The sequence below is a fragment of the Halohasta litchfieldiae genome (assembly GCF_002788215.1).
Taxonomy (GTDB): Archaea; Halobacteriota; Halobacteria; order Halobacteriales; family Haloferacaceae; genus Halohasta; species Halohasta litchfieldiae.
The window spans coordinates 1,229,716-1,250,466 of the sequence record NZ_CP024845.1 but is presented as its reverse complement, the minus strand read 5'-3'; the positions used below and the strand labels follow the sequence as shown (position 1 = coordinate 1,250,466).

General features: G+C 52.0%; 23 protein-coding genes and 2 pseudogenes. 7 read left to right on the top strand and 18 right to left on the bottom strand.

Going from position 1 to position 20,751, the window contains the following annotated elements; all coding sequences use genetic code 11:
• The first annotated feature begins 271 nt into the window (after positions 1-271).
• Entirely contained in the window at positions 272-1,576 is a 1,305-nt protein-coding gene (locus HALTADL_RS06360) for a tyrosine-type recombinase/integrase (protein WP_049933923.1), read from the top strand.
• Here the strand turns inward: HALTADL_RS06360 and HALTADL_RS06355 are convergent.
• From HALTADL_RS06355 to HALTADL_RS17240, 5 genes are all read right to left on the bottom strand, one after another.
• Positions 1,573-2,016 carry a hypothetical protein gene (locus HALTADL_RS06355; RefSeq protein ID WP_049933921.1) on the bottom strand — a complete coding sequence of 148 codons (444 nt, stop codon included), beginning with the start codon at positions 2,014-2,016 and terminating at the stop codon, positions 1,573-1,575. The two genes, HALTADL_RS06360 and HALTADL_RS06355, sit on opposite strands and share 4 nt — an antisense overlap.
• On the bottom strand, positions 2,016-2,873 hold the full coding sequence (locus HALTADL_RS06350; RefSeq protein WP_012660072.1) for a ParA family protein: 858 nt from the start codon (positions 2,871-2,873) through the stop codon (positions 2,016-2,018). Before HALTADL_RS06350 ends, HALTADL_RS06355 begins: the two co-directional genes overlap by 1 nt.
• Before the next feature lie 271 nt (positions 2,874-3,144).
• On the bottom strand, positions 3,145-3,669 hold the full coding sequence (locus tag HALTADL_RS06345) for a hypothetical protein (protein ID WP_143054155.1): 525 nt from the start codon (positions 3,667-3,669) through the stop codon (positions 3,145-3,147).
• Between the two features lie 37 nt (positions 3,670-3,706).
• The gene (locus HALTADL_RS06340; protein WP_049933918.1) at positions 3,707-4,573 is read right to left on the bottom strand and encodes a hypothetical protein; all 867 of its coding nucleotides are present in this window, start codon (positions 4,571-4,573) and stop codon (positions 3,707-3,709) included.
• Between the two features lie 378 nt (positions 4,574-4,951).
• The gene (locus tag HALTADL_RS17240; RefSeq protein ID WP_143054156.1) at positions 4,952-5,272 is read right to left on the bottom strand and encodes a hypothetical protein; all 321 of its coding nucleotides are present in this window, start codon (positions 5,270-5,272) and stop codon (positions 4,952-4,954) included.
• A gap of 219 nt (positions 5,273-5,491) precedes the next feature.
• Here HALTADL_RS17240 and HALTADL_RS06335 point away from each other — a divergent pair, with 219 nt between their 5' ends.
• Positions 5,492-5,857 carry a hypothetical protein gene (locus HALTADL_RS06335; RefSeq protein WP_089672961.1) on the top strand — a complete coding sequence of 122 codons (366 nt, stop codon included), beginning with the start codon at positions 5,492-5,494 and terminating at the stop codon, positions 5,855-5,857.
• Positions 5,858-5,982: 125 nt separating this feature from the next.
• On the opposite strand, the gene HALTADL_RS17235 is transcribed toward HALTADL_RS06335, so the two are convergent.
• On the bottom strand, positions 5,983-6,498 hold the full coding sequence (locus HALTADL_RS17235) for a hypothetical protein (protein WP_012660069.1): 516 nt from the start codon (positions 6,496-6,498) through the stop codon (positions 5,983-5,985).
• Positions 6,499-6,727: 229 nt separating this feature from the next.
• Here HALTADL_RS17235 and HALTADL_RS06330 point away from each other — a divergent pair.
• Positions 6,728-7,651 (top strand): annotated as a pseudogene (locus HALTADL_RS06330) (site-specific integrase); the annotation flags it as partial.
• A 44-nt stretch (positions 7,652-7,695) separates the two neighbouring features.
• Here the strand turns inward: HALTADL_RS06330 and HALTADL_RS17230 are convergent.
• From HALTADL_RS17230 to HALTADL_RS06310, 4 genes are all read right to left on the bottom strand, one after another.
• On the bottom strand, positions 7,696-7,833 hold the full coding sequence (locus HALTADL_RS17230) for a hypothetical protein (protein ID WP_162551683.1): 138 nt from the start codon (positions 7,831-7,833) through the stop codon (positions 7,696-7,698).
• Entirely contained in the window at positions 7,824-8,237 is a 414-nt protein-coding gene (locus tag HALTADL_RS06325; protein ID WP_049933934.1) for an adenine nucleotide alpha hydrolase family protein, read from the bottom strand. The genes HALTADL_RS17230 and HALTADL_RS06325 overlap by 10 nt, the downstream gene beginning before the upstream one ends.
• A gap of 215 nt (positions 8,238-8,452) precedes the next feature.
• Positions 8,453-8,914, bottom strand: coding sequence for a hypothetical protein (locus HALTADL_RS17225; protein ID WP_141104814.1), 462 nt, complete (start codon positions 8,912-8,914; stop codon positions 8,453-8,455).
• Between the two features lie 449 nt (positions 8,915-9,363).
• Positions 9,364-10,461, bottom strand: a complete 1,098-nt coding sequence (locus HALTADL_RS06310; RefSeq protein WP_245708426.1) for an outer membrane protein assembly factor BamB family protein — start codon at positions 10,459-10,461, stop codon at positions 9,364-9,366.
• A gap of 392 nt (positions 10,462-10,853) precedes the next feature.
• Between HALTADL_RS06310 and HALTADL_RS06305 the strand changes: the two genes are divergently transcribed.
• From HALTADL_RS06305 to HALTADL_RS06295, 3 genes are all read left to right on the top strand, one after another.
• Complete coding sequence (locus HALTADL_RS06305) at positions 10,854-11,750, top strand: hypothetical protein (protein ID WP_241211169.1); 897 nt, start codon at positions 10,854-10,856, stop codon at positions 11,748-11,750.
• 56 nt (positions 11,751-11,806) lie between these two features.
• Complete coding sequence (locus HALTADL_RS06300; RefSeq protein ID WP_089672963.1) at positions 11,807-13,015, top strand: outer membrane protein assembly factor BamB family protein; 1,209 nt, start codon at positions 11,807-11,809, stop codon at positions 13,013-13,015.
• A gap of 174 nt (positions 13,016-13,189) precedes the next feature.
• Positions 13,190-13,750, top strand: a complete 561-nt coding sequence (locus tag HALTADL_RS06295; protein ID WP_012660131.1) for a TATA-box-binding protein — start codon at positions 13,190-13,192, stop codon at positions 13,748-13,750.
• Positions 13,751-13,946: 196 nt separating this feature from the next.
• Here HALTADL_RS06295 and HALTADL_RS06290 read toward each other — a convergent pair whose 3' ends face one another.
• The 8 genes from HALTADL_RS06290 to HALTADL_RS06255 all read right to left on the bottom strand — a co-directional run bounded on the left by HALTADL_RS06290 (position 13,947) and on the right by HALTADL_RS06255 (position 20,220).
• Positions 13,947-14,876: an ArdC-like ssDNA-binding domain-containing protein gene (locus HALTADL_RS06290; RefSeq protein WP_012660132.1), complete on the bottom strand. Its 930-nt coding sequence runs from the start codon at positions 14,874-14,876 to the stop codon at positions 13,947-13,949.
• Between the two features lie 70 nt (positions 14,877-14,946).
• Positions 14,947-15,948 carry a DUF6610 family protein gene (locus tag HALTADL_RS06285; RefSeq protein ID WP_012660133.1) on the bottom strand — a complete coding sequence of 334 codons (1,002 nt, stop codon included), beginning with the start codon at positions 15,946-15,948 and terminating at the stop codon, positions 14,947-14,949.
• Positions 15,949-16,096: 148 nt separating this feature from the next.
• Positions 16,097-16,318 carry a hypothetical protein gene (locus tag HALTADL_RS06280; protein ID WP_089672964.1) on the bottom strand — a complete coding sequence of 74 codons (222 nt, stop codon included), beginning with the start codon at positions 16,316-16,318 and terminating at the stop codon, positions 16,097-16,099.
• Positions 16,319-16,368: 50 nt separating this feature from the next.
• A complete protein-coding gene (locus HALTADL_RS06275; protein WP_394296237.1) occupies positions 16,369-16,656 on the bottom strand; it encodes a DUF7389 domain-containing protein in 288 nt (95 codons plus the stop codon).
• Between the two features lie 555 nt (positions 16,657-17,211).
• Positions 17,212-17,685 (bottom strand): hypothetical protein, encoded by a 474-nt coding sequence (locus tag HALTADL_RS17935; protein WP_321163928.1) that lies wholly within the window; start codon positions 17,683-17,685, stop codon positions 17,212-17,214.
• A 117-nt stretch (positions 17,686-17,802) separates the two neighbouring features.
• Entirely contained in the window at positions 17,803-18,732 is a 930-nt protein-coding gene (locus tag HALTADL_RS06265; RefSeq protein ID WP_089672965.1) for a transcription initiation factor IIB, read from the bottom strand.
• 68 nt (positions 18,733-18,800) lie between these two features.
• Positions 18,801-19,226 carry an SWIM zinc finger family protein gene (locus tag HALTADL_RS06260; RefSeq protein WP_089672966.1) on the bottom strand — a complete coding sequence of 142 codons (426 nt, stop codon included), beginning with the start codon at positions 19,224-19,226 and terminating at the stop codon, positions 18,801-18,803.
• Positions 19,227-19,386: 160 nt separating this feature from the next.
• Positions 19,387-20,220, bottom strand: a complete 834-nt coding sequence (locus tag HALTADL_RS06255; protein WP_089672967.1) for a universal stress protein — start codon at positions 20,218-20,220, stop codon at positions 19,387-19,389.
• A 124-nt stretch (positions 20,221-20,344) separates the two neighbouring features.
• On the opposite strand from HALTADL_RS06255, the pseudogene HALTADL_RS06250 reads away from it, so the two are divergent.
• Positions 20,345-20,578 (top strand): annotated as a pseudogene (locus HALTADL_RS06250) (cell division control protein Cdc6); the annotation flags it as partial.
• Positions 20,579-20,751 lie beyond the last annotated feature (173 nt).

Genomic DNA, 20,751 nt, shown 5'->3' with positions numbered 1-20,751 from the left:
GACGTGAGAGCCGCCATTCGCAGCGTGACTGCCCAGAAATCTATATCGCAATATGTGATTTATTGATGTGGCGTGGTTTCGCGCCGAATATACCATGGGTTTAGCAGACTCTCGTAGTCAGCGTAACCCATAAATTTATAATTAATCCTACTGAATGACTGAACAACCAGAATATGGGACTCTTAGAATTACCACACGAGGCAGCGAGCAGGCTTCTACTTCGAAATCTGTTCTCAGAACCTCATCCAGACAACAGCCGGGGCATAACCCAATGAGTCACCCTGAGTCCGATCAGGAAAGCGAGCTCGAACCACAGCAGCCTTCGTTCGACGATGTCCGGTGGTCGGCCTGTTCACTCGAAGACTTCACACAGCTCTACTGGGAGCAGGTTGCTCCGTGTCTCGAAGCAGAAGGCCTTGATCCTACGGCGGAGAAACCAACCCACCAGTGGTTCAGTGATCACGGTGTGCGGTCATTTCTCGCGGCCTTTCGTCGACACCACGACCGATCTTTCGGAGAGTTCTGGAGTGAAGATCTCGGACTTGGTGACGACGATGACGGCTACACTTGGGCAACTTCCGATGAGCAAACAGTCGACGCACTCGAGCGATTCTTGGATCGTCGACAGTCGCGGTACGGTCTTTCGACGTCTTCTGTCGACACCCTCCGAACGCGGCTGAACCTCTATGTCCGGGCGTACTCTGAGGCAAACGACACGGATGATCTCCTCTCGCCAATTCAACGTGATCGAGACGCACCCGCATACGAAGCTGTCGATGCATGCTATGGTGCATTTGACTGGCTGAATGAGGGGGCCGAACGCGAGTACAGTGCTCAGACCCTCCAACGGGTGCGACGCATCGTCGACGCTTGGTATCAGCATCTGGTCGGTCGACGAATCGCTTCGATGAATCCCGCCAGCGGATTGTATGAAGAATTCAAGTGGGAAACCAAAGACTCGCCGACCCCATCACTGTCAGCGGCCCATATTCGCCAGCTGATGGAGATGGAAACGACCTCACGAGACCAACTATTGGTGGTTGCCCTCGCTGGGTGGGGACTCCGAGCAGGCGAGGTCGCGGCACTCCACATTTCGCAGTTCAATCGCGATGTTCCCGACGACGACGTCCCCCATATCGCATTCGAGAGCCGTAAGAACGGTCCTGGAGAAGTATCGGTACTGTTCGGTCTAGATATCCTGGACTCCCGAATTGATGAACTTGGAGAAGATGAGACGTGGGACGGATACTTGTTCCCCTCACCGCAGGGCCAAATCCCACACGTAACGCGGGACACAATCCGTAATTGGTTCCAAAAGCTTGCTTCAGAAGCCGATCTTCCAGATCGGATCGAAGGCGAGCGTCCGAGTCCGCAGCTCTGTCGACGGTTCTGGTATGATACCTATACTGCAGTTCTCGAAGGAGTCCTCGAAGGCGTCGAAGAAATAGCTGCAGAGCAGGGTAGTAGCGATCCACAGGTCGTTATGCAGAATTACCTCTCCGACTCACGATCTCGCCAGTTACGTCGCGAATTCATGCGTGAGCAACTGATGGGAATCTTCAGGGGTGAGAGTTAGATTTCATCTAGGTCGTAACCCCACTCCCGGAGTACCTCTGCAATGAGCTCTGGATTCCGCTGTGCGACGACCATCGAAGCCTCTCGGTAATCAGATTTGTACACCTTTTCACCGAGCAGCTCTTCGAGCGTATCCTGGAGTTCGTCCTCGGCTTCAAGCACACCTTCACGAAGGAAGTAGGGAACCTGTTCGCGGCCTTCGTTTACTTTGTCTCGCCGTAACTTGTACGGGATCGAGTCCATTGTCGGTCGTTGAGATTCTGTTTCAGAGGAGGTCGACGATGGCGTACTCTCGTGTTCGTCCTTTATTTCGGTTGATGATGGATCGGCGTCTTCTTCGCTCTCTGTCTGGGGTGTATTTCGTTCCTTCTCAGTAGATTGGTCGACGTCGCTTTCGGAGTCGTCGAGGCCAGCATCTCGTGAACCGGATTTGAGTCCCATTATGCAGTCACCTCTGGAATCTCAAGCCCTGCTTCCCGTTCTAGATGACGAGCCAGCTCGTCAAACTGGTTGAGTGTCTCAGTTTCGTAGTCGCGCTTCCGGCTCCGATGCTCCTCAACGTACCTGTACGGGCTACACTGCTGTTTCCAGCACCCTTCCATCAGCGACCCTCGTTCGCCAATAACAACGGGAACTGAGAATCCACTCCCACGGAGATCTGCCAGAATTTCTTTCTGGTCACGTGTGTCCTTATACCCAATCGGGAGGACTGCAAGCACTCCCACGTCAATATCAATACTTTCCTCTAGGCCATCGACGAGATCGTCGAGACCTTCAATCGATTCTTGACCCTTTGCAGTTGCCTCAAATGGAATAACGACGTTCCTGACTGCAACCAATGCATTGTACAGAATTGGACCTGCCTTACCTGCAGAATCTACGATGACGACGTCGTATTTATCGCGAACGTTTGCCTCACTGAGAACACGATGGAGTTGATGGTACATACTGTAGGACTCACCGAAATTCTCAGCCTGATTTTTTTCGTTCAGTAGGAACTCGTGGAGGTCCTCGAGCATATTGTGAGATGGTATTAGGTCAATCCCTTCTTCGACCTCAATAGCAAGATCGTGGAATTCTCCTTTTGGACGCCCTACGAGATGTCGGACCAGATTGTCGACGTTTGGATCTCCACGGTCGTAATCTGGACCGAAGAAATAGGTGAGACTGCCGTTCTGTGTGTCCATGTCGATTACGAGGACCTCATGTCCCGCGCGTGCGTGACTCGCTGCAAGTGTCGCTGCAGTGGTCGTCTTTCCGACCCCTCCAGCCTCTGAAACGGGTGCATAAGTGAGCATTATAGGTAATAGTAGGAAGCTATGAATATAAATCTAAGTCAGACATTGTAGCTACATCATCCAGCTATATGATGTAACTATACATTCTAACTATACCGTTCAGCTATAGTCAATAGCTGCGCCTTATATCGAGAGACGCCATTATAGTATAGCTATAAAGTATAGTTGAACAGTATAGCTATAGTTGATAGCTATCTTTTTGGGGGAGATATCCGCTGGAATATTGGTTGAGCAAGTCGACCTTCCACAAGTAGGATTCGATCCCTCTACCTTACTCGACCATTTGCTGAACAAACGTCGTACAGTGATCTCCAAGGACAGACAGCCCCTCCTCAATATCATCACCATCAACGATCGGCACGTAGAAAATACCCGGTGCAACTCGCTGTCCCGAATCCCATTGTTCGTCACCGACGCTTATTGCATCCCACTCATTTGACTCCCGAGTTGCTGCTGAGACCGCCTGAAATGGTTCGGTGGGTGCGTATTTAATTTTGTAATAGACATAGCACAACAATGGCTCGGGCCACTCGTCGCGGCCCTGGGTTTCTGGCTCGACCCACTCGAGACCAATATTCAATTTGAGATTGTTTCCATCGCTGTTGGTCTGCATCATGGTTCCCTCGAACCGTAAGGTCCCATACGTCGGCCCTGGGGTCGGGTTGTGTCCCTTGTCGTAGTCCAAATTATTGTCGAACAATCCCTCTTGCTCACTCGTCATAATATCGTCGAGTGTATCCTTGATCCTATCGTAGACCTCATCCTCGAAATCGTCGACCAACCGGACGGCCTTCACGTAGCGATCGTTCGTCAATCCATCCGTGAGTGTGTCGTTAGTCACGAGGGTCACCTCCCAAAGAGGCTCTCAGATACTTGATCTGGTCGTCAATGTCGACACCACGTACACTAGCAAGATCGGGCACGTCCCCTCCGGCGGTGATCTGTTCGATCGCCGACTGCGAGTGGAATTGCATAATCTTCTGTTCGATCAACGTAATAAAGAGGTACGCACTCGCCTGCCAATTTTCGTTGATTTCCGCTGTAATTGCACGCCGGAGTGCCGCTGCAACGTCGTTCCACCACAGGATCTCTACGTCAACAAAGGCCTCAGAGTAGATTGTTGGAGTGCCCGCACCGGATAGATCGATATTATCTCCAAACGCATCCACAACGGCTGGTTGTTTCAGTTCGGGAACCAAGAGATAGTGTGTCCACGGCTTGTCGTGGTCAGTGTTTGCCTCTGCGAGGTAGGCTGCCTCTGAGGATTTTTCGTAATGTTCGTCGCCTTTCTTCAATTCGATTGAAAACGACAGCTCCGGAAACTCGACAATGATGTCGACTCGTCGGTCGTGGTGTTCTTGACTGGACATGTGGATTTCCCTGTCGACCGACGTCGTCGACTGTTCTGGTACTCCAAACAGCTCGTGGGAAAACCGACCGTCTGAGGACCGAATCAAATGCGCAAGCCACTGTGACCAGTTTTCCTCTTGGTTTGTGCGTAAGGGCCCAGACATTGGCGATTGTGGCTCCCAACTCTCGCACAGAGGATCCTGAGTGAAAATGCTCTCGTTGGCTGCCCACTGTAAATTCGATTGCTCGATCAGCTTGCTGACCACCTCGAGACCATGGCCGTGGTACTCGACGTGGTTGTCCCACCACCCGTCGATGTCCGCCCACTGTTTGGTAATCACCGATGACACAGTTGCAGGTAGATACACCAACTAATGAAGATTCGGTCAAGTACCCAGCCACAGGTCTACTTCCGATCGTCGAAGCACTGTCCCGCCACGCTCATTGCATCGAAGATGAAAACACATCAATCTCACCCCTTCCAGGACAGCCACCAAGAACCTGAGACAAACATCCACTAAAGCCAGTTAAGATTCCAACAGACAGACCGACAACAGCTCGTCTATTCATGTATACAAATAAACAAACTTAAAATAAATATCTTTTCCAAGGATAACTGCATAAACAACACATGACTACCTAAAGGCTACTACAAGACTGCGAGCGCAAGTGACCTAGTTTCTATAGAAGGTTGGGGAAGTCAAATAGACTGAAACTCATAAAGCGAGTTAAAATACTTTCTTAACGACTTGACTTGCCACCTTCTCAGCGACTACCATTCCAAGTAGAAATGCAATGGCGACTAGCGTAATACCTGCAGCAGAGGAAACAAACCATCCAACACCGAGAGTACTGAATATCCCTACAAGAAGCACGTACGCAGTATACATAATTGGAAATCCTATACCAAGGACAGAAGCAAAGTACACTATGCCAGCCTTGACTAGTGGTTTATTAGAGGATGATGTTTTCACGGACATGATAGATAATTCACTTTCTCCGACAATATAACTTCCCCTTGCGAACACGGACATATCTGATTCGTCCACAGAGGTCCTGAAAGAGCGTAGTTCTGAGTATAACCGCTCATATGTGCCGGGATAGACATCATTCTCCGACAAGCAAACCAACCTGTTGTTCGTGTGTTCAAACAGGAGAGGTGTGTAGTACTGCGAGCGCAAATATTGTGTCACTAGACTGCGAAATTTCTAAAATGTGTTGACACATACAGAAAGTATATAATTACAGTTTGATTATTTCTAAATAGTATGTTTCGACGTGGGTTCATTGGAGTGGTTTTTTCTTCCCTTCTTAGTGGATGTATAGCCTTCTCTGGAGGTGGTGACGGATTCATCGACATACACAATCGAACCGATTCTGTACGGGATGTTACTGTAACGTTGGTCCAGCAAGAATCCCAAGAAACAGTTCTTGATGAAACTTACCACGTTGAGCCTAACTCCGACCAGCGTATTGACGACGCATTTAATGACGGTGTTTTTGAGGCAGAAGTCATAGTCGATAACGAGAGAAGCGAGGAATTCGAGTTAGGTGTCGGTCGATGTCCCGGAACTCGGTTTTTCATTGGAGTGGAAATAGATGAGATAATCCTTGATCAGAGCGTTTGTGACTGAACAGAGTCTGCAGTACCTATTCTCTCAGCTGTGCAGCTAAGTTCCATTATTATAGATCTGAGGTCAGTTAGTAGAAACTCACCCCCTGACGGGATGAAATCCCCATATCCGACACTATGGGTAGGTTATTGGAATGACGGTCCTAGATTATCGGTTGTCGAAATTTGCCACGATAGTTCTCCACCGTCCGATACGTTACCGCCTAATATCTGACCAGTAGTTTCGTCGCTCGAAGAGTTTGGATGGAATACAGTCCTTCCGAGGTCCTCCCCCGAGTACTCGTCGTCGAGTGTGAATCGAACGTCATACCAGACTCGTGACTCGAACACGGATTCATAGGTCTGTGTTTGTCCGGGTTCAACGATAGTTGTCGCAGTGAGATTTCGTTGGGGGACTGCAGTGTCGGGAGTTCCGGTAACGGTATCGTGTCCGTCTCTTCGTTCACCTTTCGAAGTTCCCACATTGAGAACCTCAATAGAGATCTCATGTGGGACGGTATGATCGTTGTCAAATTTCAGGCTTCCTGCAGGAAGATCCTCAGAAGAATCCATCAAGCCGATTCCAGAACAGCCTGCTAATGACGTGCTCACTCCGATAATTCCTGCTACTCTCAGAAATGAACGGCGATGGGTGGAGGCCATGCAGTATCGTTAAAGTCGATTGTCAATAATTTTTCTATACGCAGTCGTAGTGATCAGCGGTGTCAAAAAACAAAACCTAGAAATAAAGTTCTTTGGGAGTTATTCCTTAGTAAAACAATCAAACCCATCGAATAGGTCTAAGACAGTGTAACATCAGCTGAAAATTTGATACAGGAATATACCGGGTGAAGAGAGGCCGTGAACGTTTTGTGTCGTTCGTAACTTGACGTGGTGCGGCTGGTGTGTCAACGAAGGCTATCTTGAAGCACACTACGCCCAGCGGGCCAGTGCGACCGCGCCACTCCCTGATGACGACGGTCGCAAGCCCGGTGACCAGCAGGCTTGGACCTCCGAGCAGCGTCACGCACTTACCCGTCACGTCGACGAACAAGCCCGTAATGCCATCGAGGCACTCACTACACTCTCAGAGGATGTCGACCCACGTGAGAAGCAACAAGCTAGATATACTGCCCTGAGAGCTGCCCGAGACCGAGCCTTGGTGTTCGTCCTAGCATACACCGCCGTTCGGGTCGGGGAACTTCTTCGGGACCCGAACGATCCGCGTCGACGTGGCGTCCGCTGGGAGGAACTTTCGCTCGACGACGGGAGTATGGACGTCTACCGGAAGAAACAGCAGTGGGACGCCGCGAGTCTCCCCGACCCGGTTATTACGCCGCTGCGGAGCTATCGCCAGCTGATGGACCCGCCGACAGAGCGTTGGCCGGTGTTTCCGACGTTCGACCAACGGACACTCGCAGGGCTCGTCCAGGATGAGCTAACTGACCGAGGGGAACGCTCGAAAGCAATTACTGAGTGTCGACAGAAGTACGCTCGCGACCTACTGCTGGCGCTCGATAATGATATTCGGCCACCGTCGATCACGACTGACGGTGCACGGTCGATTCTTCAGCGGCTTTCAGAGGCTGCAAAGATTGATATCGACCATCCGAAACACGACTACCTCGCGCCCCACGGTGGCCGGCGTGGTATGGGTGAGGTCCTCGTTCGCACGTTCGGGTATACAGTCGCTGCCCGGTATCTCGACAATTCAGAGGAGATGGTCCGTGAGCGGTATTCACATATTGAGGCTGGGGAGTTAGGTGATGTTGCTACAGAAGCCCTCAACGAGGTTGATTCTCTGAATCGTAGGTAAAATCGATGAGGGCTATTGGGTAGGTCCAGTTAGCGCCCGAACAATCAGTCAGCCAACGAGCGAGATTGTGGCCGGTCGGCCAACAGAACTGACGATTCGACGTCGTTGAGTACCTTGAAGGCCAGCGAGCCATGGACTAACCGCGAAAGTAGCCCCTCCTGTGCGGCCCCGATCATAACCATCGAGTGGTCCTCGGCATGGCGGGCAATTGCATCCTCGACATCGCCGGAATCATCGACGATCTGGCTTGCATCATCGAGATTATGATCTGCGGCCTACTCAGCGAGGAACGTTTCACCGTCTTCCCGCTCGGTAGGGGGTTGTCTACAAGATAGAGCAGCGACAAATTTGACCTACGATCAGCGTCGATCCGGTCGACATGTTCTGAACCTCCGTGAAGAGGCGTCTGGTCAGGCAATTGGACGATGTGTGTGGCGACCACATTGCCGCCTTTAGCTTTCGCCAGCAGGCTCCCGAGTTTGATCAGGTTCTTCTCGGTCCGGGGGTTCGACAGCGGCAACATCACCCGGTAATCGCTGTTATCCGGCTGGACGGTCGACGCGGCTGAGACGGTCGCATCCGGCATTTCCTCTGAACGGTCTAGGATGTACTGACCAAGATATCCCTGATGGTATGTCTCTCCGAGGGCGTAGATGAAGTACCACGTTATGATCTAGGATGTCATTGCCGACCATGACGCTACACTACGATCACACGAACTCTTAGCGGAGGGTGTCGGTCTCACTGGTCGACGAAAAGGGGTTTAGCGCCACTTTCAGCTAAATAGTCAACACGCACATCTCAGCAGACAATTTCTCCATACGTCATTATGTAGGTGCGATTGTTGTATCTCACATACGTCTCTTCCCTAAACCCAATGACTCCTTCCACTGTACCGTCCGAATACATTTCTTGGCTTGAGACTCTCGCTACCCGTGCATCAGGATCTCGAAACGATTGATCATCAAGACCGTCATCAACTTCGCTATGATTTGTCTCATTTGAGGTATTGATACTAGTACTGACACCTGCCATTTCTGGTTCATAATTTTCTTCGGCTTCTGAAAGTGCTTGAGAAAGATATTTAGAATCAACAAATTGCTCTGATGCTCCATCGAGAACGTCTACACCTTTTGGCACATCACCTGCAACAAATACTTCAATCTCACCGACCCCAGGGCAGCCACCAAGCACCTGAGACAGACATCCACTGAATCCAGTCGAGACCCCAACAGTGAGACCAACGAGAGTTCGTCTCTTCATGAAAATGAATTGATCTCTATGAGTATATATTTTCTCCTAAGATTGGAACTTTGTCGACTACATCCTCAAGGAGAACGGTGCTCGACTCCCCGAACTTAGTGAGAACGCCACGAAACTCCTTTAGATGACGAAAACAAACGGTGGTGAAACAGATATCTGTCTGAGTGGCTCAGATGAGAACGTTGCACCACCCCACCAGCGCACAGCAGTCGACGAACTCAGAACCACACTGTCTTTGCTTGAGACCAATACCTCCAGTGATCAAGTAGAGTACGTCCAGTACAATGGTGAGTGGTACCGTATACAGATTGGGGAATGGGTCGTCTGAAAAACACAGATGAGGCATTCGGGTAGATCCTGTAAGTAGAATTCTAAACTGAACTCAAGTGGCGATAGTCACTGTAATTATATCGACAAGGTAGAGACAACCGTGCCTAACCAACAGTGAATTACGACTTTTCCAGTCGATTCAGCGAGCAGATCTCGTTGTCCGTCCCAACGAACACGTACTCCCCTATCGCAGAGACCCGATCAGGGGCGTTGACCGAGTGGCTCCACGTCTGCTCGCCGTCTGGGGTGAACGTTGCGAGCTGTGTCTCGCCCCCTTGAACGAACACGGTGTGATCGGCCTCAGCGCCGTTATTGATGACGGTCAGCGTTTTGATCGGCCCATCGCCGACTGACGCCTGCCAGAGTTCGTCTCCAGTTGTCGCGTCTATTGCACGGAGCGTCTCGCCACCGAGATAGGCGATGTCTCCGTATACAGTTGTCCTCGGAGTCCATTCAAAATCTGGTTGGACAATCGGTTGGATCGGCTCGGAGGTCCAGGATCGCTCGCCGGTTGCAACCTCGAAAGCCTGGAGTTGGTGGGCGTCTCCGTCATCACCGCTTGTAAAGACGAACACACGATCAGACGTGGTCCCGACAATACTCTCGCCTGTTTGTGCAGTAGTAGTGTCGAATTCTGTGCGCCACTGCTCGGCACCGTCCGAACTCGCAGCGATCCGATCACTGGTCATAACGTAACTGATTCCGTCCGAGAGCTGAACTTCCCCTATCACTTGATCGCCGGTTTCGAACTCCCACCGCACGGTTCCCGCAGTCGGATCGAGTCCGAGGACTGTGTAGCCCGTTTCGACAACGACAGTGTCGGTGACGTCGACGATTGTCGGCGACAATCTACTACCCTGTAGGTTGTACTCCCAGCGTAGATCTCCTGAAGCTACATCAAATGCGTACACCCGGCTGTCGGCGACGTAGACTGTGTCGTTGGCTACACGTGGACGCTCGTAACCGACTGCAGTGTTCACGATCCAGCGCTTCGTGCCGTCCATATTGAGAGCAACCACTCCGTTGCCGTCTTGGGGGCCACTCCGGGTGAGGTATATTCCATCGTCAACTGTGACGGCAGTAAAGTGATCAACGTCTCGTTCGGTTTCATAGCTCCATGTAATCGATCCGGTCTCAGCACTCAGGGCGATAGCTTCCCTCGTCTCCGATCTGCGTTCGGTAATATCTCTCCGACCGAGTACTGTATCCCCTACCACACTGTCGACTTCCAGATCTCCTGGAACACACCAATCGTACTTGGTTCGGTATAGGCTAGGAGCGTCTGTGTTGGAATCGTCGTCGGATCCCTGCAACATACCTAGGCATCCAGACAGCAGTGATGATCCGATGACAGTGGCCCCTGCTGCCATTTTCGAAAGTTGTCGCCGTTTCATCATAAACTGTCCCGAGTCATCATACAAGTAAGTACTCAATCACATTGCAGCAAGAACACGGGTTCAACGCCGCGTCGACTGGTCGATATCCCAGCTTCAACGTCGACTCATACTTTAAAAATAAAACCCAACATTTCCAACAGAACAAAATAGCAGTCGCTGCTCGTTTTGGTATGACTCTCACTCGTCGACGTACACTCCAAGCAACTGGGACTGTGGCTCTCACGACTCTCACAGGTTGTCTGAACGATACCAATTTTGGATCTCAAGGCACAACTAAGGAGTATACCCTCGATATTGATCGGATTGAGAGCTCACCTGTCGAGTATGCCCTCTACGAACCAGATAATAGCTCCTTGTTCGGCGGGCCTGCACAAACTGCCCTTGAGAATATTCTCCCAGAGGGACGACACACGACGTATGGCTTTGAACCATTGCCGACCGACGCCTACGTAGAGTACGAGGGATCGTATTATCAGACCAAATACGTCGTCACTGGTCGACAGCAGATAGAGCGACAGATAGTTCGCGTTGAGACCGTCCCACAAGAGCAGGTACCTGATGATTCGATTCTGGTTGAGACGCTAGACCGACCGAGTGCTCGAATCATAAAAATACTGCACTCATATACTGTGAGTGGTGGAGAATCAGGCACTGCAGAGTTGCTTCGAGACGACGGGTATGTGTTACGGTGGCCGAGCGAACGTGAGAGTCGACTCGCAAGCGGTGAATTAAATGAACAAGTCGTGACCATGACCGATAGCGGGGCGTGGGCCTACCGTGTCGACATCACGACGGAGCAACTCACAGAAACCGCTCATACCGCCTTTGCTGTTGAGGTGGCAAGCTCCCAGAGCGACTTCCGCAAGGTTGTCTTCGGCTCTCGGATCGATACGGAACTCTCTCCAGATGCGTTGCCAGCAGAACCACAAGAGATCCTCGAGCAGGCGATTGCCGAAGAGACCTACACAGAAGAGGCTCCAATAACTGAGGCATTTGAGAGGCTGCTTGATCTTCTCGGACTTGGAGCGGTCGACACAGCAGAGAATGGCAAACAACTCTGGTACAACGACGAATTCTACCGGTATGGCCTGTACATCAATACCAACTAAGTGGAGCGATATGACCCTACAGAAGACATTTACCACGTACAACAGTTTCTGAAGCTATGAACAGACGGTCTGTCCTTGGAGTCCTCGCAAGCACCAGCCTCACTGGGATTGCGGGCTGTCTCGGGGACAGCGGAAACGACGGAGCCAAACCCGCCACGACACCGATCATGAACCGTGAGGTTCCGATTGGTGGCGATATTGGCGGTGTGATTCCGCAATTTCAGGGCTCTCCCGAACATACAGGAAATCTCGATGCAACAGGGCCGACGGATGGAGTGACGACATACTGGCGTCGGACACCCCATCGATACGACCACTCCCAACCGGTCGTTGTTGATGACCGGGTGTATGTCTCCTTCGGGGGAAAACTCGTCCAACTTGACCGTGCGACAGGGCAGCGCCAATGGATCACTGATGTCGGCCACGACGGTTCTTCGACACCAGCAGTGTACGACGGGACGGTTTACGTCACAGTTTGGAACGGCGGGGAGAACGAAGACCGGGGACTGGCGGCAGTCGACGCCGACAGCGGTGATATCACATGGCGAGCCCTCACAGATGCCGACATAAACAGCTCACCAGCTGTGACCGAAGACGGTGTCTTGGTTGGTGGGGGCCTCGGGACCACATCTGTGGCGGCGTTCGATCACGACGGTACTGAGCGATGGCGTCACACCCTTGGTGAGTACGCTTCGACGCCAGCGGTGACCGGTGAGACAGTCGTCTACGGAGCGGGAACCCCTCAGGTCGTCAGCTACGACGCCGTTTCGGGCGAACGACTCTGGCAGTTCGATACCGATGGTGAGACGACAGCGGCACCTACTATTGCGGACAATCGTGTTGTGGTCGGTACGCAGGCCGGAACGCTGTACTCGCTGGACCTACAAGATGGATCTAAAGAGTGGAGTATCGATCTCCCGGGCTCTGTCCGTCGTTCAGTCGCTATCGCTGAAAATCGTATTATCATCCCGACCGTTGAGGGACTTATCGCGGTCGACACTGCGGGAAACAGAGACTGGACTGTCGACACGAGTACAAGGGCTACTGAACCGGTAATTGCTGGAGATGGTGTGTATTTCGGCGATAGACGGATATTGCGGGCACTTTCTCTGACTGATGGCACAGAGTGGTGGTCCTTTGAGACCCGTAATCGATCTTTCAGTGACTTCGGTCTCGGAGGCATCCAGAGAGCGCCAGCGATCACTAATGGCATCGTGATCGTTGCCACCCAGGCTGGTGATGTGTATGCGCTGGGCGAAAAATAATCTCGAATATACAAAGCATATCGACAGACTCCTTAATCACGACTAAATTAGTGTCCTCCTCCAGATCAAGGTACGCTAACTTCCTAAGAGTGAGAATCCAATTAATCCAACCGAGGTCGACTGATTTTGTCCTCCCTTTATAATACCATATCCGTAACTAGGTTACATTAATTTATGACCGCACCTACAGAGACAATTGAAATTCAGAACGTTGTTGCATCAACTGGAATCGATCAGGAACTTGATCTCGAAACACTTGTCGACGATATTCCCGGTGCCGAATTCAACCCAGACAACTTTCCTGGACTCGTTGATCGGACACAAGATCCAAAAGCTGCAGCACTGATTTTTCGCTCCGGGAAAATCGTCTGTACCGGCGCTGCAAGTGTTGATGATGTCCACGAGGCCCTCGAGATAATTTTTGAGAAGCTTCGTGAGTTAGGTATCCCAGTCACTGACTCTCCAGAGATCACCGTCCAAAACATTGTTTCGAGTGCAGACCTCGGTTATGATCTTAATTTGAATGCACTCGCGATCGGGCTTGGGTTGGAGGATGTTGAGTATGAACCCGAACAGTTTCCTGGACTCGTCTACCGAATGGAAGATCCAGGGGTCGTCATCCTCCTCTTTGGGAGCGGTAAAATCGTAATTACGGGTGGTAAATTTGCTGAGGATGCGACTGCTGCTGTAGAGAATATTGTTGAGAAAATCGATGATCTCGGTCTACTGGGCTAAGTTTCAGGGCTAGCCGTAGCAGCTGATTCGCTCTAGTACGTTTGCGAATAGCGGGATCGACATTTAGTGACAATTCAAATTGGCTTAGATGGGTTATTTTTAGAAATGCCGACTAGCGGTACATTTGATGGCTGCAGTTGACGTACAATATATTCTAACGAACTGAAGCAGGATACCTAATTGAGTATATGTAGTTCTATATTTTTGAAACTGCCTCGATGATCTTCTGAGCAGTCGAACTAATCCGACCGAGACGGTCCTGGATCACCTCCGAATCCTCGTTTTCCCACGCCGCTAAGTAGAACGCAGACCCACTCGTATCCAAGTCAAAAAATCGACCGACGATGTACGCAACGGCCTCGGCTTCGACCTCACGTTTTGCCCGCTCGGGTTCACTGTCGACACCGAAGTGCAACAGTGCATGGGCATACTCATGAATCAACGTCACGGCGAGATCGGCCTGATTCGCACGAGCTTTTGCTTCAATAACGGGGTGAAACGAATGGATACATCGGTACTTGCAGACACCCATCGCCTCTCCGTACTCCCACTCCTCTCCCTCAACAATGCGAACGGTCACACCGAGGTCTTCAGCCACCCCCGTGAGCTTCACCACGAGATCACCAGCACTCCCAGTGGCCGCAGTCTCCAACTCGGGAAGGAGCTCACCCTCCGTCTGAGAGACATCGAAGACGGTTGTAGGTCTGAACCCCACTAGCCCTTTCGACCACTCTCTTGGAGGTGTCTCGTCGTACTCACAGTCGACTTGGTCGTGATAGCTGGGTGCATTCTTGCACTTGGGACAGCGCTTGGCGATGATCGGAGCCCAGATCCAGATTGCCTGCTCGCCCTTCTGGACATGCCGGTCGAAGTCGGTTCGCCAGGTATGGTAGCCTGCAACCCTTGTTGCCTCGGGACACTGGAGCTTGATGAGCAGGGTATTTCGATGCGAGTAGTCATGGAAGCGACTCTGGACATCGAGCCACTCCTGAAACTCTTTGCTTTCCTGTGCATCATCGACGTGGTCGACGAGCTCATCAACCCATTGTTCGATCGTACTGTGCATCTCATCGTGTCGGGTATCGCTCTCCTCGAAGGAAACCGATGTCTCACTCGTTGTAGCCATGATTTTCACACGACGAGTTCTGCTTCTTCAGAACGCGCCGCACCCCTTGGGGCGCGAAAAAATACTGCGGTTAGGCTGGTGGGAAGTAGACGCTCTGTTCGCCAGCTAGCTCTTCGAGCTGGTTCCGATGTCGGTGTGTAAAGTAACAGTCGTAGCTGCAGTACCCACAGAGGTCTCCGGTATCGTACTCAGCCACATAGGGTCCACGTTCGGTCGACCAAACGTTCATACTGCACTCAGAACACGCTGGGCTCTCTATATCGCTCGGTGAGGGCCCACGATACGCGTACTCGACACCGACATCCTGGAGGGTCGACTCGGGCCAGACGCCGTGTGCTTGCCAGAACTCTCGAACCTGCCCGAGGCTATAGCGTACGATCTTCCGAACCGTCACGTGATCGGAATCACGACCACTGTCGTCCCAGCCACGATCGGTCCAGAATTCACCAAATTGAGCCCCTCGATGCAAGCCATTCCAGTCAAGGCCGACAATATCTGCAGGAGGATCACCCGTCAGCGTTGGACAGGTGAGCTGCTGGATCACCTTGAGTTGTTTCAATGGACTCCCTCCGAGAATATGGACACGTCGACCACGCCAATCAGTCGGCTCCGAAAACTCGTGAGCTAGCTTGTCAGCGTATCCCCGTGAGTATCCCACGATGAGGTCCTCTGGTACTGCATGAATGGCTGCACGGCACTTCGGGACGATCACCAACTCTGATTCTGGATAGCTTGCTTGGATATCGCGAGCAGCAGCTACGTATTCCTCGACCTCGTCGACGCTGTAGGCATCACCGATCACGCCGACCTGTGGTTCGTACCGAAAAAACCGCTCCACGTATCGAGTGAGATCGGGATTCCGGAAGTCGTTGTCAAGCATTCCAACTGGCAACTCCAAATCCGTGTATTGGTTTTGCTGGTAAGTACAGTCTTCTCGAAAGCCGGTGAGAAAACCGAGGTTGAAGGCATCTAACGCGAAGGGAACGCGGTGGAGAAATGCGACGTAGTCGGTCTCTCGAGCTGCTACAATCTCGCTGGCTTTGCTACTGGTCGAACGTGCTGATAATGCCATTTTGAATCATTGCGAGAACTCGCTCCCCGCACACCTCTCGGGGAGAAAAAAATCGTTATCAGTAGCAGTCTTAACCAACAAAATTCGTCGTTACGGCTGAGTGTTGGTTAACATCGCGTGGGCCCAGAATGAGTCAGTGAGTGCTCTTCTATTCGACTTCGGCCCGGATCTCGTCAGCTCGTCGCTTGAGACGATGGAGAATCAGAACCCGGCGTTGGTTCGCATTTTCATAGGCGACACACGCCCGCAGCGTCTCCATATCCTTGATCGTCGCAATGCCTGCGTCGACGAGCCGAGTGTTCGACGATTCGAGACGCTGTTGTGGGGTGAGGCCACTCGATTCTGTGGACTGATCTGCTGAATTACTCAATTAAATCGCCTCTACCCTTGGTGAGGCGATGAAAAAATCAGGTCGACTCGCTACTTGGGTACCTCTGCTGGTTGGATCTGGCGTGTCGACTCAGCAAGGTCGTCAATATATGCTCGAAGAGTCTCCATGTCGGTTCGAGCCTCCTCCAAGGTTTTCGCTTTCACCTTCGCTGTTATTTTGTCTTGATCCCGTGTCCCCGTCCCACGAGTGAGTTGCACAGTGAGTGAGACACCGACGTCGCTCCGCTCGACGTGCTCTATTTGGTCTGGCTGGGATTGGGTCGTCGACGATTTTGTGGAATCAGTTTCCGAGTGTTGCGAGTTGGACATACAATTTATACAAGGCTCTCTGATCGGCCTCGCACCCCTCAGAGGGTAATAAAACTCGCAGGCGGCTCGGTAAGTCTCTCAGTGGTTGTTCTACTATCTTAACCAACAACGTTGAGAAGAGACGGCTATTGTAGGTTAAGATTGGGCCAGTCGAGTGTTCTATTCTGGCTGTGGTCCGTAGCGAGGTTTACCACATACTCGACACTCCCAGATCGGTTGGCCACTCCAGTCCTCAGAGGGTAGGGACTCGATCTCGTTGAAGAGGTGTTCAGTCACTCGATCACACTCCCAGCACTCCATACGGTGTTTCGTTGGGACACTCGGTTGGTGGCTCTCTGCGTGAGTGTCGTCGACAGAGTCCTGAAGGGCAATTGCGGGGACTAACCAAAGATCGTCTGGATCCTCTAGCTTACTCGTGAGCTGGCTTGTCTCGGTGATCGCATATCCAGCCTCATCGTACAGAAACGTCCCATGTCGGTCCTCACGAGGCGACTGTGGTTCATTTGTCCACATGGTCCGATCACGAGCAGCAGCGAGCAACTGTTGGCCCTGTTTAGACGTGATTCATACTGCCTCGGGAAGTGAGGGCCAGCGGTCAGCTATCTGTACCGCAGGTGCTTCATCGAGATCGTAGATCATTTCGCAATCGTCGACTGCGGGGTCTTTGTCAGGCTTGGAAAGCAGCGTTGCTGCTGCAGATCCCTTTGCCACCGCAGCATAGAACGTTGAGGCCTCGACGAGCAGATGGACCACGTGGAGGAGTGTCGACTCTTCTGTTGAGCGGTTCTGCTCGTCATCAGATCCATCGAGGTGATAGGTGAGACAGAATTCGCACTTCGTTTGCGTAGCGGGGGTCGAGGTTCCACAAGAAGCACATTCACACTCGGTTGGAGCGATCTCGTCTGGGTATCCTGGAGGGTATTCGGTAGTAGAATCGTCGACCTCATTGTCGACACGCTCTGCCAGTTCAGCATCAGGAGTCGACGTCGATTCGCCAAGCGGTCGGAGCTCCTCAAAATCAGATTGATGATCCTTCATACGTAGTCTGACAGTGGTTGGTCCGTCTTCGCGTATATACTTGAGACTCAAACCTCATTCATTGTCGCCGAATACATCGCATAGAAGTGAATCATTTACGCATTCTCAGAAACTTGTTCAGAGAGGCAGTCCTTCAATCGTATCTCGATGTGCTCGGACAGTTGTTGGCGTCACATTTGCAGCATCGGCGGCTGACCGTTGTGTGAGCGGATGTCCGTATTCCTGACTAGCACAGTAGAGACACGCTGCTGCGAACCCAGAAGGACGGACACCCACAGTCTTGTCGACTGTCTCCGAGTGTTCTGCCAACCGCTGGGCTCGATGTCGAACCTGATCCGAAACGCCGAGTTCGGATGCAAGCCGTGGGACGAACCCACTTGGCCGAATGGGTTGGGTGGGCAGTCCGAGTTCCTGGTTCAGTACTTTGTACGCGTTCATCACTCGCTGCTGATTCACTCGGGCCAACGCCGCGATCTCGTCGATTGTTCGTCCGAGCCCGTTGCACCGGCAAGCACTATACACACTTCCTGCGGCTATCGCCTCGATTGAACGGCCACGGAGGAGATCCTCGTTTTGAGCACTTCGGAAGAGCTGACAGGCTTGGTTACGGATCGACTCAGCGAGATCAAGGACACTCGTGATTCGACGGACCTCACCGAGCCCGTGTGCAAGGTTCCGTTCTGATTTCGACCCGAATCGGCCACGGCTGTGCTCCCGGCGCATCCTGGACAGTCGACTGCGCTTCGATCCAGCGAGTTGGTTGCCGTTTCCATCTCGCCATCGGCCAATCTCAGTCGACAAGCCGTTATCGTGACGCGCCACCGTACGTGGTGGCCCCACTCGACTTTGTGAGTCTGTCTTCTCTTTGTAGCTCCGCCAGTCTGGGCCTTGGTCGATCCGCTGGTCATCGATAATGAGACCACAGTCCTCGCAGGCCGTTTCAATGCTGTTTGTGCGTATCTGACCACCGCATTCAACACAGGTAGCAGATTGATCACTCGATACATCCTCATCGAACGTTTGTCCGTAGATTTCTCTGGTAGCCATCCTAAACACGCGAAGTGCTTTCTGCACACCCCGCACACCTCAGGGGGTGAAAAAATACGCGGGGCGGTCTACTCAGGAAGTTCGCGTCGACCGGTTTTCACACACTCCCAGCACGGAAAATCGTCGTTTAGATACTGGCAGTCGCACTCCTGGAGTTCAGTGTCGTCTTCTGGGTCTATTGGTGCCTTCTCGGTGGTCACCCCACCGTCTGCGACCATCTGCATCTGGGTAGCCACATCCAGGATAGTTGGTCGGATCGCGATTGCTGTTCGGTGCTTGCACGGGCCTTCAAACCGCTTGTCTGCAGGACACTCACAGCTCTCTGGTATCCCGTCGACGATGGTGACACGGTATTCGTGATCGCCAGGTTGGAGATGGCTCTCATTTCGAACGAGGACATCACCGTCGTACAGCGAGAACGCGAAGGCTTCGTACTGGGCTCGTTTCAGAACACGATTCGTCGGACTGAGTCTCTCAAGTAGTGATTGAGTCATTGTGGGATGGGACACTCATGATGAGTGCCACACCCCTTGGGGCACGAAAAAATTTCTCTGGCGATTGTTTTCTGACGTGTTCAGTAATTGACGTTTACACACCCCACATCGCAAGTGAAACTCCTGGGAATTGATAGAATTATCACCGGACGATTAATTGTCACCGGACGATTGTTACAGGTGCAGGCGACCGTCTCCCAACGGTTTCTGCAACACTGCCGAGGAGAAGCCTCGATGCGCCGGAGCGACCGTGGCTTCCCATGATCACATGGTCGACGTTGTTGTCGTCGATGTAGTTGAGAATCGCATCCGCTGGCAGATTCGGTCTCCATTCGACAGCTGTCGTCGTCGTGACGTTGGCATCGTACTCTTGAGCTAGGTCTTCTGCGTCTGCCAGCAATTCCTCTGCTTCCTCCTGTATTTGTTCGTACTCCACTTCGGAGTGAACCAATTGCCCCTCGCCGTAGTGTGTTTCCATCGGATCGATAGCATGGAGGACGGTTGTTTCGATGTCTGGGAAGACCGAAAAGGCGTATTCGAGTGCTTTTGTCGACTGTTCCGAGCCGTCGATCGGGACGAGATGATGCTTTGTGCCCATCCGTTGGTGGGAGCGGACAACCGTGACAGGGACGGGGGCTCGTCGCAGGACGCGCTCAGCGATGCTCCCAAACAGGATTCGTGATGCCCGCTCCCGGCCATGGCTTCCCATCATGATTTCGTCGACGTCTGTTTCCTCGCTGAAGGTCACAATCTCACGGGCGGGGTGGCCAACGCGAATCTCGGTGTCGACTTCGATATTGTGGGCCTCGGCGAGATCAAGCAGATCGGTAAATATCCGTTCAGGCCTCAACTCATCGTCATCCGGCGTGGTGTATCGAGGATCGATGACGTGCAGAAGTGTGAGGTTCCCGTCAGGGAAAGTGTCGAGAGCATGTTCGAGTGCGTCTATCGAGAGTGGAGAGCCGTCTGTGGGTACCAATACGTTCCGTGGCATAGCGGTTGATTCGATATCGACTGTGTTAGAGATTACCACAGTGTTCGTGAGATTCTACTGCGATAGAGCGTAGTGCTGTGATAGCGGGAGAGGACGTGTTTTTGTCAATAAAGCCACAGGTGAGAGTGCCGACGTCGACTCACTGTCCCAGCGATCTGTTCATAATCACCTGTCTGATCTGCGGATGCTCGGAATTCTCTCAGCGAACGAAAACCGAAGCGGATCGCCGGGCAACTACTACAGTTACGAACTGGACGTCCCGTTTTCGAGTGCCGTCGATGCTATGGCAGACGTGTCGACACTGAATAGCGAGGTCAAGATTATTCGAAAAATAGCTTCGATAAACAATGTAGCTTAGCTGGCTGTTTGGGCAGTCTCGCGTATATATTCACTTGAAACGGTGGTGTGTCTCTCATTTATTTGATTCACTTGTAACAGTGGTGTGTTGAACCCATAATTCACTTGCAACGGTTGAGGGTGGCCATCGTGTATTCACTTGCAAAAGTGGTGTGTAGTCTCCAATTAGATTGT

Excerpts from the sequence above, each read along its gene's own strand:
- HALTADL_RS06255 (WP_089672967.1), bottom strand. The coding sequence starts at position 20,220 with ATGCCACGGAACGTATTGGTACCCACAGACGGCTCTCCACTCTCGATA.
- HALTADL_RS06290 (WP_012660132.1), bottom strand. The coding sequence starts at position 14,876 with ATGGCTACAACGAGTGAGACATCGGTTTCCTTCGAGGAGAGCGATACC.
- HALTADL_RS06335 (WP_089672961.1), top strand. The coding sequence starts at position 5,492 with ATGTTTCGACGTGGGTTCATTGGAGTGGTTTTTTCTTCCCTTCTTAGT.
- HALTADL_RS17935 (WP_321163928.1), bottom strand. The coding sequence starts at position 17,685 with ATGAAGGATCATCAATCTGATTTTGAGGAGCTCCGACCGCTTGGCGAA.
- HALTADL_RS06300 (WP_089672963.1), top strand. The coding sequence starts at position 11,807 with ATGAACAGACGGTCTGTCCTTGGAGTCCTCGCAAGCACCAGCCTCACT.
- HALTADL_RS06295 (WP_012660131.1), top strand. The coding sequence starts at position 13,190 with ATGACCGCACCTACAGAGACAATTGAAATTCAGAACGTTGTTGCATCA.
- HALTADL_RS06355 (WP_049933921.1), bottom strand. The coding sequence starts at position 2,016 with ATGGGACTCAAATCCGGTTCACGAGATGCTGGCCTCGACGACTCCGAA.
- HALTADL_RS06325 (WP_049933934.1), bottom strand. The coding sequence starts at position 8,237 with ATGCCGGATGCGACCGTCTCAGCCGCGTCGACCGTCCAGCCGGATAAC.
- HALTADL_RS17230 (WP_162551683.1), bottom strand. The coding sequence starts at position 7,833 with ATGGTTATGATCGGGGCCGCACAGGAGGGGCTACTTTCGCGGTTAGTC.
- HALTADL_RS06265 (WP_089672965.1), bottom strand. The coding sequence starts at position 18,732 with ATGGCTACCAGAGAAATCTACGGACAAACGTTCGATGAGGATGTATCG.
- HALTADL_RS06360 (WP_049933923.1), top strand. The coding sequence starts at position 272 with ATGAGTCACCCTGAGTCCGATCAGGAAAGCGAGCTCGAACCACAGCAG.
- HALTADL_RS06285 (WP_012660133.1), bottom strand. The coding sequence starts at position 15,948 with ATGGCATTATCAGCACGTTCGACCAGTAGCAAAGCCAGCGAGATTGTA.
- HALTADL_RS06260 (WP_089672966.1), bottom strand. The coding sequence starts at position 19,226 with ATGACTCAATCACTACTTGAGAGACTCAGTCCGACGAATCGTGTTCTG.
- HALTADL_RS17225 (WP_141104814.1), bottom strand. The coding sequence starts at position 8,914 with ATGAAGAGACGAACTCTCGTTGGTCTCACTGTTGGGGTCTCGACTGGA.
- HALTADL_RS06350 (WP_012660072.1), bottom strand. The coding sequence starts at position 2,873 with ATGCTCACTTATGCACCCGTTTCAGAGGCTGGAGGGGTCGGAAAGACG.
- HALTADL_RS17235 (WP_012660069.1), bottom strand. The coding sequence starts at position 6,498 with ATGGCCTCCACCCATCGCCGTTCATTTCTGAGAGTAGCAGGAATTATC.